Genomic DNA, 18657 nt, shown 5'->3' with positions numbered 1-18657 from the left:
GTGTCTTTCGATCCGGTGGCAATTGTAGGTGAACTCGGTTGCTGTCGGATGATGATTCTGCCGTATCGCTACATGCGGCTCGGAGACCTTGTCAGGATGAGAAGCGTATGGTGTTCAAAATCGTTAGAACCGTCTGGCCGGTGATGCTTACCTATGTTGCAATAGGCGCGCCGTGCGGAATGATCATGGGGCAGACAGGAATGGAGCCCTGGATGGTCTTTGCCCTGAGCAGCACGTTTGTGACGGGCAGCGGCCAGTTTATGATCTGCAATCTTTGGCTGGCGGACGTGCCGGCACCTTCGATTATCGCGAGCGTTGCCGCCATCTCCTCGCGTTTTGCGCTTTACTCGGCATCGATCGCGCCGCATCTGACGGGTGCCTCGAAGCGTCAGACGCTGGCTGTTGCCGCGACACTTACCGAGGAGGCATATGGCATCTCGCTTGCCAAGTTGGTTGAAGGGGAGGATTGGGGCCCGCGCGAGTCCTTTGTGCTCAACGTGATCCTCATCGCAACATGGGGCGTTTCGTGTACGATGGGCACCATCGTCGGCGCCGTTGTCGATGTTCCCACCGCCATTGCAGCCTTTGTCTGCACCTCGCTCTTTATCTGCCTGCTCTTTTCGCAGCGGCTGTCGCGCGGCAACGTTGTCGCGGCGGTTTCGGGCGCGGTGTCCGTCGCCGTATGCAAGTTCTTGGGCCTCACGAATATTGCCGTGCCGGCAAGCGTCGTGGCCGGCATTGCCATTGCGTTGGCGTGCGATGCTGTATTTGACGGAAGAGGTGCCCGCGATGCCCGTTAACGAGTTCTTGGTTCTGTGGCTGTCGTCGTGGGCTGCTATCGCGTTCTTTCGCATCGCGCCGGCGTTCGCCTTGCGCGGGCGGACCCTGTCGCCCCGCATTACCGAGGCCCTGGGCTATATCCCGCCCGCTGCCTTTGCCGCGCTGGTCGCCAACGACTTGGTGAGCCCCGGCGCGTTCGACGCGGGACTCTGGCCTGCCTTGGTTCCCTGGATTGCGGCCGTCGGCGTCGTGGTCGTGGCGGTCAAGACAAAATCGATGCTGTGGTGCTGCGTCTCGGGCATCGTACTCTATATTGTCTTGAGCCTTATATAGGGGTGGCGTCGCGGGCGCCGAATCTCGTTCCATCCCAACTTGTCGAATTTTTCACCGAGCTGGTCTATTTCTTCTGGTACCATGGTCAAACTTTACTGTAGCAAAGCATGACGTGGGCTTTTGTTCCGCGTCAGCGGAAATGGGGGTTTCATGGCACAGGAAGCGACTGCCAACGAGCAAAAGAAATTCAAGGTTCCGCGCATCCCGGGCGACATCATGATCTATCCGATGATCGTCGGTCTTTTGCTCAACACCTTCTGCCCGCAGGTTTTTGAGATCGGCGGCTTCTTTACGGCTGCCTGCCGCGGTGGCTCCAATACCATCGTCGCCGCGATCCTGCTGTTCGTGGGCGCCGGCATCAGCTTTAAGTCCACGCCGGGCGCCATCAAGACCGGTATCGTCGTGCTGATTCCCAAGCTGGTCGTCGCAGCGGCTCTCGGCCTAGGCGTGGCATATTTCTTTAACGACAACTTCCTGGGTCTGAGCTCCGTGTCTATCATCGGCGGCATTACGTTTTGCAACATGGCGCTCTATACGGGCATCATGGGCGAGTTCGGCGATGAGTCCGAGCAGGGCGCCGTCGGTATCCTGTTCTTTACGGCCGGCCCCGCCGTCACGATGATCATCCTTGGTGTTTCGGGTCTTGCCAACATCCCTGTCGGTACTATCATCGGCTCCATTTTGCCGCTCGTTATCGGCATGGTTCTGGGCAACCTGTTCCCGTTTATCAAGAACCTGCTGGTTCCCGGCGCCAATCCCGCGATCGCTGTAATTGGTTTTCAGCTCGGTGCGTCCATGAGCCTTTCGAGCTTCATCGCCGGTGGTATTTCCGGCATCTTGCTGGGCCTTGTCACGCTGTTTGTCGTCGGTCCCATCACCTTTGCGTTCGAGCGCCTGTGCGGTGGTAACGGCAAGGCTGCCGTGGCTTGTTCCACCATCGCCGGCACGGCTATGACCACGCCGGTTGCTCTCGCCGAGGTCGCGCCGCGCTACGCCGAGCTTGCGCCCACCGCGTACGCCCAGATCGCCACTGCCGTTATCATCACGGCAATCATGGCTCCGATTCTGACCGGCTGGGTCGACAAGAAGTTCTGCCAGGGCAAGGAGGACCTGTCGCCTGCCGGTGTCGAGGCCATCGAGGAGGCCGTCGCGACCGACATCGATGGCGAGTAACGGCCGTTACCGATAATTGATTCCGGCGTGCAATTCGCGTCGTCCGAGCGCCCGAACAGAAACTGTTTTGCAGTGATGTTCGGGCGCTTTGCTATGATTCCCTTTACCCCTGCGGAGTAAAGGGGTGTTTATTGCCCTGATTCGAATTGGGCGATTCTGACCATTCGGATATTGAAGGGATGGCGTCTAGTGGTTAAGGCACTCAAGATTGAGATATTCCTGCTATGCATGATTGTTCTTATCGGGCTTGCCGCGCGAAGTCGTCGCTCCTTGTTCTCGAGCACCCTGCAGCTATTGTTTAGCATGCTTGGCTACACCTCTGCCGCGTACATATTATTCGATATGATCTGGACGCTTTCGGATGGTGCGGACGGCACGTTGGGTATTGCTGCCAACTGGATTTCCAACGCGGTTTCGTTTTCGCTCTTTGCCATCGCGTGTCTCATTTGGTTTATCTATTCCGAGACGATGCAGGGCTCTCGCCTTGTGACCTCGCGCTATAGGGTGGTGCTTGTAACGTTGCCTACGGCTCTGGTGGTCGTGCTGGCTTTTACCAGTTACTGGACGCACGCCTTGTTCTATATCGATTCGCAGGGCGTGTATCGTCGCGGCTTTGCCTATATGATCCAGCCCATTGTCAGCTACTGTTACGTTATACATACGTCCCTGCATGCGTTTGTGCAATCTCGCAGGGTCGAGAGCCTGCAGACGAAGGCTATCTATCGAACCTTGGCATTTTTCGCCATTCCGGCCCTGGTGGGCGGTACCTTTCAGATCGTATACTCGGTGCCTGGCCTTTGTGTCGGCATAATGATTAGCATGTTGCTGCTCTACATTATCTGCCAGGAGCAACTCATCTCGACCGACCCGTTGACTGGCCTCAACAATCGCAACCGTTTTGAGACCTATATGCTGTCGCTCTTCTCAAATGTGGATCAGGCCGAAGATGTGTATCTGCTCATGATGGACGCCGACGGCTTTAAGCAGATTAACGATCGCTATGGGCATGTGGAGGGCGACCACGCTCTTCAGGTCATATCCGCTGCGCTCAAAGAAGTCTGCTCGGCGTCTGGTGGCTTTATTGCACGTTATGGTGGCGATGAGTTCGTGGTGCTCCAAAAGGCAGCAGCGGAACAGGACATCATAGATCTGTGTTCGGCGATTAACGACGAGCTCGCGCGCGCCGAGGTTCCGTATCTGTTGCGGATGTCCATCGGCTACGCACGGGTTGGTGATGGCGTCGATACCTGGCAAGACTTGCTTCGCGCTGCCGACGCGGAACTCTACCGCGTCAAGGCCGAGAAAAAGAAAGCCGGCGCCCAGATACGCTAGAAAAAAGGGCGCACGACCGTTGCGATGGTCGTGCGCCCTTTTTGCGTTTGCGGGGGCCACCGGCCATAACGCCCAGGCGCGGTGCGGCAAGACGAGCGTCTGCCGCCGCGGCTCGGTACGAAATCAACGAGAATCAGTGTGCTCCATTGAGCTAAAGTGTGCGAACGCCCTCTTTAAAAAGGTGAGCTCGCTAGGCTTTTTTGGGTTTGTTGACGATGATGATGCCGCCGCAGACCAACAGCAGGGCAACGATGACGGTAATGGGGCTCGTGCCAGCGCCCTCGCCGAGCAGCAGCGCGCTCAGCAGCACACCAAAGACGGGGTTCATAAACCCAAAGACCGAGACGCGGCTGACGGGGTTGACGGCAAGCAGGCGCGACCACAGCGAGTAGGCGACCGCGGAGATAAGCGCCATGTAGATGATGAGCGCGATGGCGGGGGCAATCGCCGTGGGGGAGAGCGCGCCACCCATCAAAAAGCCGATGGCGGTGAGGACCAGGCCGCCGACCAAGAACTGCCACCCGGCAAGCAAGACGCCGTCGTGCTCACGCGAGAAGATACCGATCAGGCAGGTCGAAAGGGCACCCGCGACGGTGGAGGCTAGGATAAAACCCTCGCCGTCGAGCGTAAAGCCAAAGGTGCCGTCCGCGCCCGAAAGGTTGACGAGCGCGACGCCGGCAAAGCCCAGTACGCAGCCGAGCACTTTGGCCGCATTGAGCTTCTCGGTGTGAAATGCCAGGGCGGCAAAGAGGATTGCGAGGAAGTTGGCGCTGGCCTCGATGATGGAGCTCGACATGGCGCTGGCGCGCGAGAGGCCCAGGTAGAAAAAGAAGTACTGCCCGATAGTCTGGAAGAGCGACAAGATGCAGATGGGCTTGATATCGCGCGCTTGCGGAACGAGCGGTCGGCGCTGGGCCACGCTCATGCCAACAATGACCAGCATGCCGGCAAGGGTGAAGCGCAGGCCCGCGAAGAGCAGCTGCGAGGCGCTGTCGTGCGCGGGAATACCAAAGAGTGCGTAGCCGATCTTGATGCAGGGGAAGGCGGAGCCCCAGAGCGCGCAGCAAACGAGACAGCCCAGGATGAGTCCGGGCAGGGTGGCGAGATACGGCTTGCGGCTTTCCATGATGTCCTTCTCCTATACGCGCAAAGCAAAAAAGAACCCGCCACCGGGGGTGCCGGTGGCGGGCGTTGTTACCCGAGGGGATTGTACCCGATGGAAACGTATTAAGCGAAGTAGGCTACGCCGCTCTCAAAGATCGGCATGAATTTGTCGCCGGGGACATGCTCGGGCACGTTGCAGTACAGGTTGTCGCCGCGACGCTCGGCATGGCCCATCTTGCCCAGGACACGGCCGTCGGGGCTCGTGATGCCCTCGATGGCGAGTGCGGAGCCGTTGGGGTTGACGGAAAGGTCCATGCTGGGTTTGCCGTTCTCGCCCACGTACTGCGTGGCGACCTGGCCGTTGGCGATCAGCTGGGCGAGCACTTCGTCATTGGCGACAAAGCGGCCCTCGCCGTGGCTGATGGCGACGGTATAGGGGTCGTCCAGGCTGCACTGCGACAGCCACGGGGACAAGTTGGACGAGATGCGGGTGCGCACCAGACGGCTCTGGTGGCGACCGATGGTGTTGAACGTCAACGTGGGCGCATCGGGCGTGGCGTCGACGATGTCGCCGTAGGGCACCAGGCCGAGCTTGATCAGGGCCTGGAAGCCGTTGCAGATGCCCAGCATCAGGCCATCGCGGGCCTTGAGCAGGTCGCGGACTGCCTCGGTGACCTCGGGAGCGCGGAAGAACGCCGTGATGAACTTGGCAGAGCCGTCGGGCTCGTCGCCGCCCGAGAAGCCGCCGGGGATCATAACGATCTGGCTTGCACGGATGCGGCGGGCAAGCTCGTGGGTGCTCTCGGCGACGGCCTCGGGCGTGAGGTTGTTGATCACGAAGGTGTCGGCCTCGGCACCGGCGGCACGGAAGGCGCGGGCGCTGTCGTACTCGCAGTTGTTGCCGGGGAACACGGGAATGATCACGCGCGGGCGGGCGATCTTGGCGCCGCCGTACACGTGGATATCCTTGGCGCGGAAGTCGATGGTCTCGACCTCGGGGGTCTCGCCGGCGCTGCGGTAGGCGAAGACGCCCTCGATGCCGCTCTCCCAGGCCTCCTGGAGCTCGGCGAGCTCGATGACCTCGGAGCCGGTGTCGATGACATAGCCCTCGACGGTGGTGCCCAGGGGCTCGACGACAACGCCGTCGGCGACCTCGGGCAGCTCGGCGTCCTCGGCGAGCTCGACGATAAAGCTGCCGTAGAGCGGGGTGAAGAGGCTCTCCACGTCTACATCCTCGGCAAGCTCGATACCGATCTGGTTACCGACGCACATCTTAAAGAGGCTCTCGGCGCCGCAGCCGTAGCCGGGCGTGGATATGGCCAGGGCGTTGCCGGTAGCAGTGAGCGCCTCGACGGCGTCAAACGCGGCGAGCAACTGCTGGGCGTCGGGACGGTAGTCCTCGCCATAGGTGGCGGGGGCGATGCGGACGACGCGGTGCGTGAGGCCCTTGAACTCGGGCGAGACGGCGCGGGCGGCCTTGCCCACGGCGACGGCGAAGCTGATCAGGGTCGGCGGAACGTTGAGCTCGCCGGTCTCGTCCTCAAACGAACCGCTCATGGAGTCCTTGCCGCCGATGGCGCCGGCACCCAGGTCGACTTGGGCCATGAGGGCGCCCAGGACGGCTGCCGTGGGCTTGCCCCAGCGCTCGGCCTCGGTGCGCAGACGCTCGAAGTACTCCTGGAAGGAGAGATAGGCGCGCTTGTGCTCAAAGCCGGCAGCCACGAGCTTGGCGATGGACTCGACCACGGACAGGTAGGCGCCCGCAAACTGGTCGGCCTCCATCAGATAGGGGTTGAAGCCCCATGCCATGGCGCTCGCCGTGGTGGTCTCGCCGTCCACGGGGAACTTGGCGACCATGGCCGAGCTTGGGGTGAGCTGCGTCTTGCCGCCAAAGGGCATGAGCACGGTCGCGGCGCCGATGGTGGAGTCGAAACGCTCGGAAAGACCCTTGTTGGAAGCGACGTTGAGGTCGGTGACGAGCGAGATCATGCGCTCGGCGAGCGTGGTGCCGGCCCAGCTGGGCTGCCACACGCTGCGGGCACAGACGTGGGCGACCTGGTGCTTGGGTGCGCCGTTGGAGTTGAGGAACTCGCGGGACAGGTCGACGATAGCGACGCCGTTCCAGGCCATGCGCATGCGCGGCTCGGCGGTAACCTCGGCGATAACGGTAGCCTCCAGGTTTTCCTCGGCGGCGTAGCCCATGAACTCCTCGACGTCACCGTCGGCGACGGCGCAAGCCATGCGCTCCTGGGACTCGGAGATAGCGAGCTCGGTGCCGTCCAGGCCGTCGTACTTCTTGGTCACGGTGTCCAGGTCCACGTACAGGCCGTCGGCAAGCTCGCCCACGGCGACTGAGACGCCGCCGGCGCCAAAGTCGTTGCAGCGCTTGATCAGACGGCAGGCGTCGCCGCGGCGGAACAGACGCTGCAGCTTGCGCTCGACAGGGGCGTTGCCCTTCTGGACCTCGGCACCCGAGGTCTCGATGGACTCGGTGTTCTGGGTCTTGGAGGAGCCGGTGGCGCCACCGATGCCATCGCGGCCGGTGCGGCCGCCCAGCAGGATGATCTTGTCGGTGGGGGCGGGGCACTCGCGACGAACGTGGTTTGCCGGGGTAGCGCCCACGACGGCGCCAACCTCCATGCGCTTGGCCACGTAACCGGGGTGATAGAGTTCGTTGACCTGACCGGTGGCAAGGCCGATCTGGTTGCCGTAGCTGGAGTAGCCGGCGGCGGCAGTAGTCACGAGCTTGCGCTGCGGCAGCTTGCCCTCGAGCGTCTCGGAAACCGGGACGGTGGGGTCGCCGGCGCCGGTGACGCGCATGGCCTGGTACACATAGCTGCGGCCCGAGAGCGGGTCACGGATAGCGCCGCCCACGCAGGTGGCGGCACCGCCGAAGGGCTCGATCTCGGTCGGGTGGTTGTGGGTCTCGTTCTTAAACAGGAACAGCCAGTCCTGGTCCTCGCCGTCGACATCGACCTTCACCTTGACGGTGCAGGCGTTGATCTCCTCGGACTCGTCGACATCGGTCATGACGCCGGTCTTCTTAAGGTACTTGGCGCCGATGGTGCCCATGTCCATGAGGCAGACGGGCTTGGCGTCGCGGCCGAGTTCGTGGCGCATCTCCATGTAGCGGTCGAAGGCTTGCTGCACCACGGCGTCGTCGATCGTCACGTCGTCCAGGACGGTGCCGAAGGTGGTGTGGCGGCAGTGGTCGGACCAGTAGGTGTCGATCACGCGGATCTCGGTGATGGTGGGGTCGCGGTCCTCATCGCGGAAGTACTGCTGGCAGAAGGCGATGTCTGCCTCGTCCATGGCAAGGCCGCGATCGGCGATAAAGGCGGCAAGGCCGGCCTCGTCGAGCTCGCGGAAGCCGTCGAGCACCTCGACGGGCTGGGGCTCGGGGGTCTCCATGTACAGCGTCTCGGGCAGGTCGAGCGAGGCGATGCGTGCCTCGACGGGGTTCACCACGTAGTGCTTGATGGCATCGATGGCGGCCTCGTCCAGAGCGCCCGAGATCATATAGACCTTGGCGGAGCGCACGGCGGGGCGCTCGCCCTGGCTGATGAGCTGCACACACTCGCTGGCGGAGTCGGCGCGCTGGTCAAACTGGCCAGGCAGGAATTCGACGGCAAAGACGGCGCCATCGCTTGCGGGGAGTTCGTCGTAGGTCACATCGACCTGGGGCTCGCTAAAGACGGTCGGCACGCAGGAGCGGAAAAGCTCCTCGTCGATGCCCTCGACGTCGTAGCGGTTGATGATCCTCAGGGCCTCGATGCCCTTGATGCCGAGAATTTCGGTCAGCTCACCCTTGAGCTGCTGAGCCTCGACGTCGAACCCGGGTTTCTTCTCCACGTAGATACGAGAGACCATTGGTTCCTGCCTTCCTGATCGGTTGGGCGTACGGTACGGTATGCGGCAGCGGTCGGTTTGCGGGGTCTGCCCTGCGGTCGCCTTGAGCCACATGTTTGTAAACCTCACTATGATACGACAGCTCGCGGCGCGTTGAGGACGGCGAGGGTGCTACAGTGAAGCGCAAACAAGAGAAAGGCATCACATGGCATTCGTTTCGCTCGCCATCATCGCACTCGTGGCCTTTGCGAGTCCTTTTATCGCCTCGGCGATTCCCGGAAAACCCGTTCCCGAGACGGTCTTTTTGCTCGTGCTCGGCGCGGTGCTGGGACCCCATATGCTCGGCGTCATCCATGTAGATGCCGAGGTCTCGCTTGTGTCCGAGCTGGGCCTGGCCTTCTTGTTCCTGCTTGCCGGCTTTGAGATCGACCCCAAGAGCATCACGGGCGTCGAGGGGCGCTACGGCTTGGCGACGTGGGTCGTCACGTTTGGTATCGCCTGGCTTGCCGTGCGCTTTACCCCGTGGTTCTCGGTCAGTCATTTCGACGGTATCGCCGTGACGCTTGCCCTCACTTCGACGGCGCTCGGTACGCTCGTGCCCATCATGCGTGAGCGCTCGCTCACCGGCACGCGCGTGGGCGACTCGATTCTCGCGTATGGCACCTGGGGTGAGCTCGGCCCTGTGCTTGCCATGTCGGTGCTGCTGTCTGCCCGCACCGGCATCCAAACGCTTGTAATCCTTGGCTTGTTTGCGGTGGTCTGCGTGTTGCTTGCCGTGGTCCCGAGCCGCTCCAAGCGCGTCGGCAGCCGCTTCTTTGCGTTTGTCGAGGAACGCGCCGATACCACGTCGCAGACCTTCGTGCGCCTGACGGTGCTCATCCTGGTCACGCTCGTGGCGTTCTCGGCTGTCTTTGATCTCGACATCGTGTTGGGTTCTTTTGCCGCCGGCTTTGTCTTGCGCTACATCATCCCCGAGGGCAACCATACGCTCGAGACCAAGCTCGATGGCCTGGCCTACGGCTTTTTGATTCCGGTGTTCTTTACCGTATCGGGCGCAAAGATCGATCTGACGGCCGTGGCGTCGCGCCCGGGTCTGCTCGTGGGCTTTATCGTGGCGTTGTTGATTATTCGTGCCGTGCCCATTCTTATTTCCATGAGCATTTGTCCTGCGACGCGCGATGTGTCGGCGTATGGTCGCATTACCGTGGCCCTGTACTGCACCACGGCCCTGCCGATCATCGTTGCCGTGACAAGCGTTGCCGTCAACGCGGGCGCGCTGTCGCAAGATATTGCGTCGGTCATGGTTGCCGCCGGTGCCATCACGGTGTTCTTGATGCCATTGCTCGCGCAGCTCTTCTACCGCGTGGTGGATGCCGCACCGGTCACCGCCGTGGCAGAGGTTGCCGAGCATCCATCCGATGCGCTCGACATCCTGCGCGCCCACCACGACCTAGCGAGCTTGCTCGCGCGCGAGCATGAGCTGCTGACTTCGCATGGCCATGGTCGCGTATTCGAGGGCCTGCCTACGCTCGATACGATTGCCGAGCGTCTTTCCGCCGAGGCGGCGAGCGGCCACATCGATGCCCGCATCGTGGACGCTGCGCACCTGCTTGCCGATAAGACCTATGGTGATGAGGTCGACCCGTCCGAGCTGACCCCGCGCGAGCGTCGCCGCCTGGAGCGCGCCAAGCTCGCCGTGCACGAATACCGCCGCCGCATGCTGGAGCTCTATGCGCGCGATGAAGCCCAGGACGACGACGGCAGGTAGCCAACGCCGTCGCGGAAAATGCATCCCAGAATCCGCGTCCAGAGTGGGACGCGCTTTCCGCGAAAGGCCCGTTACGGAAAGCGTGTCCCAGAATCCGCGCCCAGAATGGGACATAGTTTCTGAAAGAAGGTCCTGAGGGAAACTGCGCCCCGTTCTGAGCTGAAATACCGGGACGCAGCTTCCCCTGCAAGCAGAACAAGGCGCGCTGCCTGCGGTTGATGCAGACAGCGCGCCTTTTGCGTTGGGCCTCGTTGAGGTTCGAAGTAGTGGACTAGTTGGCCATGACGCCTTCGGTCCAAGCCTCAACGTCCTCGATGCGCAGGACGTTGGCGACCTCGGCCACACAGCCGACGCTGGCAAGCTCGGCCGCGGCAGCCTGGACGTCCTTCTCGAGCGCGCGATGCGTCAGGAAGATGACCGAGCAGGCATCGTTGACGCCCGACTTGCCGTCCTCGACCTGGTTGATGAGCGAGATCGAGATGTTGTGCTTGGCAAAGATGTCGACCGTCTCGGACAGGGCGCCCACGCGGTCGGCGACCTTCAGGCGCACATAGTACTTGGTCTGGAGCTCGTCCATGGGCTTAAAGGCGAGGTTGTGACCATAGGGCTCAATCTCGGGCAGCGGAGCCACGCCGCGGCTGATCTGCTCGGAGAGCGACAGGATGTCGCCCACGACGGCGCTCGCGGTGGGGAAGGAGCCTGCGCCGGCACCGTAGAACATGGTCTCGCCCACGGCGTCGCCTACCACGTAGACAGCGTTCATGGCGCCGTTGACCTTGGCGAGCATATGGTCTGCCGGGATGAGCGTGGGATGCACGCGGACGTCGACGCCGGCGTCGGTGTTGCGTGCGATGCCCAGCAGCTTGATGGTGTAGCCGAGCTCGCGGGCCTGGGCGATGTCCTCGGCGCCGATGGTACGGATACCCTGCTGGTAGACATCGTCGGTGGTCACGCGGGTGCCAAAGCCGATGGAAGCGAGGATTGCCGTCTTGCTGGCGGCGTCGAAGCCGTCGACGTCGGCGGACGGGTCGGCCTCGGCATAGCCCTTTGCCTGGGCGTCGGCGAGCACGTCAGCGTAATCGGCGCCCTCGGCGTCCATGCGCGACAGGATGTAGTTGGTGGTGCCGTTGAGAATGCCAGCGATGGTCAGGATCTTGTTGCCCACCAGGTCGTGCTCGAGCGTGCTGACAATGGGGATGCCACCGCCGCAGCTGGCCTCGCACTTAATCTGCACGCCGCACGCGCGTGCCTTCTCGGCGAGCGTCTCGACATGACGGCCCAACAGGGCCTTGTTGGCAGAGACGACGTGCTTGCCGTTCTCGAAGGCGGTGGTGAAGATTTCGGTCGCGGGGTGCTCGCCGCCGATGAGCTCGACGACGATATCGACGGCGGGGTCGGTGACGACGTCGTGCCAGTCGCTCGTAAAGGCCTCGCGCTCAATACCGGCAGCTTCGGCCTGCTCCCAGGCAAGCGCGCAGGCGCGGGTCAGCTTAAGGTCGATGCCGTAGGCGGCCAGGTACTCATCGTGGTGGCTCTTGATCAGACGGGCCACGCCGCCGCCGACGGTTCCAAGACCGATCAGACCGACGTTCACGGTGCGCAGGGGTTCGCTCATAGATAGCTCCTTCGTGCATCTTATGGATGGATTAACCGCTTAAAGGTTGAGTGCATTCTAGCGTGAACCGAGGGCGCGTGCTCGCCAGGCAACAGGAGTCGCACAAAACGGCACCCCCGAAACGCTGCGGAAACATTGGAAACATGCTCGCTACAAACGGAACTCCGTAACAAACTGTCAACGTTTGCACCATAAGGTTTGCCCTGTACCGCAAGACGGCCGCACCGCGGCCAGCGAAAAGGGGGACACCATGTTTAGCATCAACAACGTACTTAACCGCAGGAGTTTCTTGGCTGGCGCCGCGGCGCTCGGTGGCACCGCGGTGCTCGCTGGTTGCTCGTCGGGTGGCTCGGACGGCGGCTCCGCCGATGACGGTAAGACCTTCAAGATCGGTGTCATCGGCCCTCTGACCGGCGCCGCGGCAACCTATGGCGTTTCGGCCGAGAAGGGTGCCAAGCTCGCCGCCAAGGATTTCTCGACCAAGGACCTCAAACTCTCGCTTAAGTCCGAGGATGACGTCGCTGACGGCGAGAAGGCTATCAACGCCTTCAATACCCTGTGTGACTGGGGCATGCAGGCGCTCGTCGGTCCGGTCACCACCGGTGCTGCCGCCGCTGTCTCGGGCGAGATTGCCGACGACATGCTCATGGTCACGCCCTCGGCCTCGTCTCTCGATGTCACCAAGGATAAGACCACGGTCTTTCAGGTTTGCTTCACCGATCCCACTATGGGCGCCAGCGCCGCGAAGTTCTTGGCCGAGAAGTACGCGGACGCCAAGATCGCCTTGTTTTACAACTCCGGCGATACGTACAGCTCGGGTGTTGCCGATGCCTTTGCCGAGCAGGCCAAGGAGTCCAAACTTGATATCGTCGATACCGAGACCTTTAAGGACGATTCCTCCACGAGCTTTACCAACCAGCTCACCAAGGCCAAGGAGGCCGGCGCCACGCTCATCTTTGCGCCGATCTACTACACGCCGGCGTCCGTTTTGCTCAAGAACGCCAAGGACATGGGCTACGACATGACGCTCATGGGTACCGACGGCATGGACGGCCTGCTCTCTGTGGAGGGCTTCGATACCTCTCTTGCCGAGGGCGTACTGCTCATGACCCCGTTTTCGGCTGACGATGAGAAGAATGCCGACTTCGTCAAGGCCTATAAGGATGCCTACGACGAGACGCCCAACCAGTTTGCCGCCGACGCTTACGATTGCGTCCACGCCATCGCCGAGGCTATCGATAGGGCGGGGATTGACATTTCGGCCGACGGTGCCGACATTGCCGGCGACCTTGCCAAGGCCATGCGCAAGATCAAGATCGAGGGCCTGACCGGCGAGCTGACGTGGAATGACGAGGGCCAGGTCGAAAAGCCCGCCACAGCCTATGTGATCCAGGACGGCAAGTACATCGCCGCCTAAGTGCGCATAAAGCGCGACCGGTGAGGCCGTTTTATTCAGGGCAGGGACGCCTGTAACAGAACGGAAACATTACTTTCACACAATAAAGTGGCATTACTGCATAAAGTAATAGAAATACGCAGAACTATGGATAAATGAACAAATCCAAAGAAAAGTTGAAATAATCGCCACTTTCCTTAACTAAAGCGTCTAGTATTTTGCGAACGCCGAACACGGCGAAGGATGGCCTGTCGGGTAACCGAAACCCGACGAGATTTGAGAGGAGAGCCGCATGTCGAGCCTCACCGGTAAGTCATTGAACCCTGTTATGAATCGCAGGAGCGTTATCGCGAGCGCAGCAGGTCTGGGGGCGATGTCCATTCTAGCTGGTTGCTCCTCCAACGGCGGCGACAGCGGTTCCGCTTCGAGCGACGCTTCGTTTAAGATCGGTACCATCGGCCCGCTGACCGGCGCCAACGCGTCCTACGGCAAGTCCGTTACCCAGGGTGTCGAGCTTGGCTGTAAGGATTTCTCGACCAAAGAGCTGCCGCTTGCCAGCAAGGCCGAAGATGACCAGGCCGACGGCGAGAAGGCCGTCAACGCCTTCAACACCCTGCTCGACTGGGGCATGCAGGCCCTCGTCGGTCCGACCACCACGGGTGCGTCGGTTGCCGTTGCCGCAGAGTGTGGCAACGACCCCAAGACGTTCATGATCACCCCGTCCGCGTCCTCCGAGGACGTCACCGACGGCAAGGATTGCGTCTTCCAGGTTTGCTTCACCGACCCCAACCAGGGCGTCAACGCTGCCAAGTTCCTGGCGCAGAAGTATGCGGACGAGAAGTTCGTGCTGTTCTATAACTCCGGCGACGCCTATTCTTCGGGCATCGCAGATTCTTTTAAGGCCCAGGCCGCTGAGTCCAAGCTCGAGATTGTTGACGAGGAGACCTTTAAGGACGACTCCGCCACGAGCTTTACCAACCAGCTGACCAAGGCCAAGCAGGCCGGCGCCACCATGATCTTTGCGCCGATATACTACACGCCGGCGTCCGTCCTGCTCAAGAACGCCAAGGACATGGGCTACGACGTCAAGATGATGGGCTGCGACGGCATGGACGGCATCCTGGGCGTTGAGGGCTTCGACACCTCTCTTGCTGAGGGTCTGCTGCTCATGACTCCGTTCTCCGCCGACGACGAGAAGAACGCCGACTTCGTCAACGCTTACAAGGATAAGTACGGCGATACCCCCGACCAGTTTGCCGCCGACGCCTACGACGGCGTGCACGCGGTGGCCGAGGCCCTCAAGGAGGCCGGTCTTGGAGTCGACGCCGATCCGACCGAGGCCGCCGAGAAGCTGTCGAAGGCTATGCTCAAGATTACCGTTGACGGTTTGACCGGCAAGCTCACCTGGAACGATAAGGGCCAGGTCCAAAAGGAGCCCACGGCTTACGTCATCACCGACGGCAAGTACGTACAGGCCTAATTGGCCGCCTTACATAGAGCGGTTTTGATCCCAAGCAGGGGAGGTTTTGGCCTTCCCTGCTTGCTTGGTATCTAGGGACGATGTAACGTCCCTGTTTCATACATCAACTGGAAACCTATTCGAAAGGGGGATGTGGAACATGGCGGTCTTTATCCAATACCTGGTCAACGGCCTGTCCATGGGCAGCGTCTACGCCATCATCGCGTTGGGCTACACCATGGTCTACGGTATCGCCAAGATGCTGAACTTCGCTCACGGCGACGTCATCATGGTCGGTGCCTATGTCTCGTTCTGCGCCACGTCGTATCTCGGCCTCCCGGGCTGGGCATCTGTAGTTCTCTCTTGTGTGGCCTGCACGGTTCTCGGTGTTCTCATCGAGGGTCTGGCCTATAAGCCGCTGCGTCAAGCAGGCCCGCTGGCTGTTCTGATCACGGCCATCGGCGTGTCTTACTTCCTGCAGAACGCCGCGCAGCTTCTGTGGGGCGCCACGCCCAAGAACTTCACTTCGCTCGTCACCTTCCAGGTGCCGGAGTTCTTGGCCAAGTTCAACGTAAGCGCCGTCTCGCTCGTCACCATCGTCGCCTGCCTGGTTATCATGGCCGGCCTGATGTTCTTTACAGGTAAGACCAAGATGGGCAAGGCCATGCGCGCCGTGTCCGAGGACAAGGCTGCCGCTCAGCTCATGGGCATCAACGTCAACCGCACCATTTCGATGACGTTTGCCATCGGCTCTGCCCTTGCCGCCATCGCCGGCGTGCTGCTGTGCTCCTACTCGCCGGTGCTGCAGCCCACGACGGGTGCCATGCCTGGCATCAAGGCCTTCGACGCCGCCGTTTTCGGTGGCATCGGCTCCATCCCCGGCGCCTTTGTCGGTGGCATTCTCATCGGCATCATCGAGGCGATGGCGCAGGCCTACATTTCCACGAGCCTTGCCAACTCCATCGTCTTTGGTGTTCTGATCATCGTCCTGCTCGTCAAGCCTGCCGGCCTCTTGGGCAAGTACGTCCCCGAGAAGGTGTAGGTGAGCGGTATGAAGTTTCTTAAAGACAAGCAGACGCGTCACGACTTTGTTACGTACGCCATGTGCCTTGTGGCGTTCGCCATCGTGTTCTTTATGCAGTCTAACCACATGATACCGCGCATGATCGCCGGTCAGCTGGTTCCCATCACGGCCTATATCGTCATGGCCATCTCCCTTAACCTCGTCGTCGGCATCGCGGGCGACTTGTCGCTGGGCCACGCGGGCTTTATGAGCGTCGGCGCCTATACGGGCATCGTTACCGCTGTCGCGCTGGAGAGCGCCGTTCCCTCCGATCCGGTGCGCCTGATCATCAGCATTGTGGTCGGCGCTATCGCCGCTGCCATCTTGGGCTTCTTGATTGGTATCCCGGTCCTGCGCCTGAGCGGCGACTATCTGGCCATCGTGACCCTGGCTTTTGGCGAGATCATCAAAGAGATCGTCACCTGCCTCATTGTGGGCGTCGACTCCCGCGGCCTGCACGTGATCTTTAACATCACGGGCAACTCTACGATCGACGACCTGCACCTGCTCGAGGACGGCACCGCCATCATCAAGGGCGCCCAGGGCGCCTCGGGCGTGTCGACGTACTCGACCTTCCTCGCCGGTGCCATCCTGGTCATGGTCGCACTCGTGATCGTGCTCAACCTGGTTCGCAGCCGTACCGGCCGTGCCATTATGGCCGTGCGCGATAACAAGATTGCAGCCGAGTCCGTAGGCATCTCCGTCACCGAGTACCGCATGATCGCCTTCGTGGTTTCCGCTGCCCTCGCCGGTGCTGCCGGAGCCCTCTTCGGCGGTAACTTCTCGCAGCTCTCCGCCACCAAGTTCGACTTCAACACGTCCATTCTCATCCTGGTGTTCGTGGTCCTGGGCGGTCTGGGCAATATGCGCGGCTCCGTCATCGCGGCGGCGTTGCTTACGGTGCTTCCCGAGCTGCTCCGTCAGTTCTCGGACTACCGCATGCTCATCTACGCCATCGTGCTGATCCTGGTCATGATTTTTACCAACAACCCGCAGCTCAAGGCGTTCTTCGGTCGCGTCAAGGACCGCTTTGCTTCCAAGAAGGAGGTGGCAGCCGATGCCCAGTAAATTTGAGTTCAAGAAGGGCAAGATGGTTCCGTATCCTTCTGGCGCCATCGTTCCCGACCGCGACCTGGGCGAGCGCCCGGCGCTCGAGTGCATCCACCTGGGCATTGAGTTCGGCGGTCTTAAGGCAGTCGACGACTTTAGCCTGACCATCGGCAAGACCGAGATCGCCGGTCTCATCGGCCCCAACGGTGCCGGCAAGACCACGGTCTTCAACCTGCTCACCAAGGTGTATCAGCCTACGCACGGCACCATCCTGCTCGACGGCGAGGACACCTCTGGCAAGTCGGTCTATCAGGTCAACCGCATGGGTATTGCCCGTACATTCCAGAACATTCGCCTGTTCAACACCATGACGGTGGAGGATAACGTTAAGGTTGGCCTGCACAACCAGGAGCGTTACTCCGGCTTTGAGGGCGTGCTGCGCCTGCCGACGTATTGGAAGCACGAGAAGGCCGCCCACGAACGCGCCATGGAGCTGCTGTCTATCTTTGATATGGAACATCTGGCAAACGAACAGGCCGGCTCGCTGCCTTACGGCGCTCAGCGCCGCCTGGAGATCGTCCGTGCACTTGCCACCAATCCCAAGCTGCTGCTGCTCGACGAGCCTGCCGCCGGCATGAACCCGTCCGAGACCGCGGAACTCATGGAGAACATCGTTAAGATCCGCGACACCTTCGGCATTGCCATCATGCTTATCGAGCACGACATGTCGCTCGTCATGAATATTTGCGAGGGTATCTGCGTGCTCAACTTTGGTAAGGTCATCGCCAAGGGCACGGCCGAGGAAATCCAGAACAACGACGCCGTTATCGAGGCATATCTGGGCAAGCAGGATAAGGGGGAGAACTAAATGGCAGAGCCGATGCTTTCCGTCTACAACATCAACGTCTGGTACGGCGCCATCCACGCCATCAAGGACATCTCCTTTAACGTCAACGAGGGCGAGATCGTTGCTCTGATCGGTGCGAACGGTGCCGGCAAGTCCACGACGCTCAAGACCGTCTCGGGCCTGCTGCGTTCCAAGACCGGCTCCATCAAGTTTATGGGCGAGGACATTACCCATACGCCCGCCGATAAGCTGGTGGGTAAGGGCCTGGCTCAGGTCCCCGAGGGCCGTCGCGCCTTTTTGCAGATGACGGTCGAGGAGAACCTTGAGATGGGCGCCTATACACAGCTCAAGTCCACGGTCGCTCCGGGCCTTGAGCGTGTCTACGAGCAGTTCCCGCGCCTTAAGGAGCGCCGTCGCCAGGTCGCCGGCACCCTTTCGGGCGGCGAGCAGCAGATGCTCGTTATGGGCCGCGCCCTTATGAGCAACCCCAAGCTGCTCATGCTCGACGAGCCTTCCATGGGCCTGGCGCCGATTCTGATCGAACAGATCTTCCAGATTGTCGAGGACCTGCACAAGGCCGGCACCACGGTGCTTCTGGTCGAGCAAAACGCACAGATGGCTCTTTCCATCGCCACGCGCGGCTACGTGCTCGAGACCGGCAAGATCACCATGACCGGCACGGGCCAAGAACTCCTGCACGACGATAACGTGCGTAAGGCCTATCTGGGCGGTTAATTCATTCAACGAAGGGGCACTGACTATCCCGGTCAGCGCCCCCTTTTTAAGTTGCGGTGGAATAGGGACTAAATGGGAGTCTAAGAGGCCAAAACAGTCCCTATTCCACCGCAACTTCATGGGGATGTGTGACAATGCCCGTCGGAAAACATC

14 protein-coding genes are annotated in these 18657 nt (G+C 61.2%); 11 read left to right on the top strand and 3 right to left on the bottom strand.

Annotated elements, in window-relative coordinates:
• Positions 1-107 precede the first annotated feature (107 nt).
• The 4 genes from AAAX72_RS07260 to AAAX72_RS07245 all read left to right on the top strand — a co-directional run bounded on the left by AAAX72_RS07260 (position 108) and on the right by AAAX72_RS07245 (position 3618).
• Positions 108-800 (top strand): AzlC family ABC transporter permease, encoded by a 693-nt coding sequence (locus tag AAAX72_RS07260; RefSeq protein WP_195521012.1) that lies wholly within the window; start codon positions 108-110, stop codon positions 798-800.
• Positions 790-1113 (top strand): AzlD domain-containing protein, encoded by a 324-nt coding sequence (locus tag AAAX72_RS07255; RefSeq protein ID WP_006234452.1) that lies wholly within the window; start codon positions 790-792, stop codon positions 1111-1113. The genes AAAX72_RS07260 and AAAX72_RS07255 overlap by 11 nt, the downstream gene beginning before the upstream one ends.
• A gap of 150 nt (positions 1114-1263) precedes the next feature.
• Entirely contained in the window at positions 1264-2286 is a 1023-nt protein-coding gene (locus tag AAAX72_RS07250) for a 2-keto-3-deoxygluconate permease (RefSeq protein ID WP_195521014.1), read from the top strand.
• Between the two features lie 189 nt (positions 2287-2475).
• Entirely contained in the window at positions 2476-3618 is a 1143-nt protein-coding gene (locus tag AAAX72_RS07245; protein WP_196032221.1) for a GGDEF domain-containing protein, read from the top strand.
• 190 nt (positions 3619-3808) lie between these two features.
• On the opposite strand, the gene AAAX72_RS07240 is transcribed toward AAAX72_RS07245, so the two are convergent.
• On the bottom strand, positions 3809-4744 hold the full coding sequence (locus AAAX72_RS07240) for a DMT family transporter (RefSeq protein WP_349129760.1): 936 nt from the start codon (positions 4742-4744) through the stop codon (positions 3809-3811).
• A gap of 101 nt (positions 4745-4845) precedes the next feature.
• Positions 4846-8592 carry a phosphoribosylformylglycinamidine synthase gene (locus tag AAAX72_RS07235; protein WP_349129759.1) on the bottom strand — a complete coding sequence of 1249 codons (3747 nt, stop codon included), beginning with the start codon at positions 8590-8592 and terminating at the stop codon, positions 4846-4848.
• A gap of 184 nt (positions 8593-8776) precedes the next feature.
• Between AAAX72_RS07235 and AAAX72_RS07230 the strand changes: the two genes are divergently transcribed.
• Entirely contained in the window at positions 8777-10339 is a 1563-nt protein-coding gene (locus AAAX72_RS07230; protein ID WP_349129758.1) for a cation:proton antiporter, read from the top strand.
• A 271-nt stretch (positions 10340-10610) separates the two neighbouring features.
• Here the strand turns inward: AAAX72_RS07230 and AAAX72_RS07225 are convergent, their stop codons facing one another.
• Complete coding sequence (locus AAAX72_RS07225; protein WP_346963605.1) at positions 10611-11954, bottom strand: homoserine dehydrogenase; 1344 nt, start codon at positions 11952-11954, stop codon at positions 10611-10613.
• Positions 11955-12204: 250 nt separating this feature from the next.
• Between AAAX72_RS07225 and AAAX72_RS07220 the strand changes: the two genes are divergently transcribed.
• The 6 genes from AAAX72_RS07220 (at position 12205) to AAAX72_RS07195 (ending at position 18504) form a co-directional block, all read left to right on the top strand.
• On the top strand, positions 12205-13371 hold the full coding sequence (locus AAAX72_RS07220; protein ID WP_349129756.1) for an ABC transporter substrate-binding protein: 1167 nt from the start codon (positions 12205-12207) through the stop codon (positions 13369-13371).
• 271 nt (positions 13372-13642) lie between these two features.
• Entirely contained in the window at positions 13643-14830 is a 1188-nt protein-coding gene (locus tag AAAX72_RS07215) for an ABC transporter substrate-binding protein (RefSeq protein ID WP_138375195.1), read from the top strand.
• Between the two features lie 139 nt (positions 14831-14969).
• Positions 14970-15851 carry a branched-chain amino acid ABC transporter permease gene (locus AAAX72_RS07210; RefSeq protein WP_349129755.1) on the top strand — a complete coding sequence of 294 codons (882 nt, stop codon included), beginning with the start codon at positions 14970-14972 and terminating at the stop codon, positions 15849-15851.
• Positions 15852-15860: 9 nt separating this feature from the next.
• Positions 15861-16940, top strand: coding sequence for a branched-chain amino acid ABC transporter permease (locus AAAX72_RS07205; RefSeq protein WP_117821257.1), 1080 nt, complete (start codon positions 15861-15863; stop codon positions 16938-16940).
• Complete coding sequence (locus tag AAAX72_RS07200) at positions 16930-17790, top strand: ABC transporter ATP-binding protein (protein ID WP_055310550.1); 861 nt, start codon at positions 16930-16932, stop codon at positions 17788-17790. Before AAAX72_RS07205 ends, AAAX72_RS07200 begins: the two co-directional genes overlap by 11 nt.
• Before the next feature lie 12 nt (positions 17791-17802).
• Positions 17803-18504: an ABC transporter ATP-binding protein gene (locus AAAX72_RS07195; protein ID WP_349129797.1), complete on the top strand. Its 702-nt coding sequence runs from the start codon at positions 17803-17805 to the stop codon at positions 18502-18504.
• Positions 18505-18657: the final 153 nt, after the last annotated feature.

Source organism: Collinsella sp. CLA-ER-H8 (assembly GCF_040092335.1).
In the GTDB taxonomy this organism is placed as follows: Bacteria; Actinomycetota; Coriobacteriia; order Coriobacteriales; family Coriobacteriaceae; genus Collinsella.
This window is presented reverse-complemented; position numbering and strand designations above follow the sequence as displayed.

Excerpts from the sequence above, each read along its gene's own strand:
- AAAX72_RS07225 (WP_346963605.1), bottom strand. The coding sequence starts at position 11,954 with ATGAGCGAACCCCTGCGCACCGTGAACGTCGGTCTGATCGGTCTTGGA.
- AAAX72_RS07235 (WP_349129759.1), bottom strand. The coding sequence starts at position 8,592 with ATGGTCTCTCGTATCTACGTGGAGAAGAAACCCGGGTTCGACGTCGAG.
- AAAX72_RS07195 (WP_349129797.1), top strand. The coding sequence starts at position 17,803 with ATGCTTTCCGTCTACAACATCAACGTCTGGTACGGCGCCATCCACGCC.
- AAAX72_RS07230 (WP_349129758.1), top strand. The coding sequence starts at position 8,777 with ATGGCATTCGTTTCGCTCGCCATCATCGCACTCGTGGCCTTTGCGAGT.
- AAAX72_RS07205 (WP_117821257.1), top strand. The coding sequence starts at position 15,861 with ATGAAGTTTCTTAAAGACAAGCAGACGCGTCACGACTTTGTTACGTAC.
- AAAX72_RS07260 (WP_195521012.1), top strand. The coding sequence starts at position 108 with ATGGTGTTCAAAATCGTTAGAACCGTCTGGCCGGTGATGCTTACCTAT.
- AAAX72_RS07220 (WP_349129756.1), top strand. The coding sequence starts at position 12,205 with ATGTTTAGCATCAACAACGTACTTAACCGCAGGAGTTTCTTGGCTGGC.
- AAAX72_RS07240 (WP_349129760.1), bottom strand. The coding sequence starts at position 4,744 with ATGGAAAGCCGCAAGCCGTATCTCGCCACCCTGCCCGGACTCATCCTG.
- AAAX72_RS07210 (WP_349129755.1), top strand. The coding sequence starts at position 14,970 with ATGGCGGTCTTTATCCAATACCTGGTCAACGGCCTGTCCATGGGCAGC.
- AAAX72_RS07200 (WP_055310550.1), top strand. The coding sequence starts at position 16,930 with ATGCCCAGTAAATTTGAGTTCAAGAAGGGCAAGATGGTTCCGTATCCT.
- AAAX72_RS07250 (WP_195521014.1), top strand. The coding sequence starts at position 1,264 with ATGGCACAGGAAGCGACTGCCAACGAGCAAAAGAAATTCAAGGTTCCG.
- AAAX72_RS07255 (WP_006234452.1), top strand. The coding sequence starts at position 790 with ATGCCCGTTAACGAGTTCTTGGTTCTGTGGCTGTCGTCGTGGGCTGCT.
- AAAX72_RS07215 (WP_138375195.1), top strand. The coding sequence starts at position 13,643 with ATGTCGAGCCTCACCGGTAAGTCATTGAACCCTGTTATGAATCGCAGG.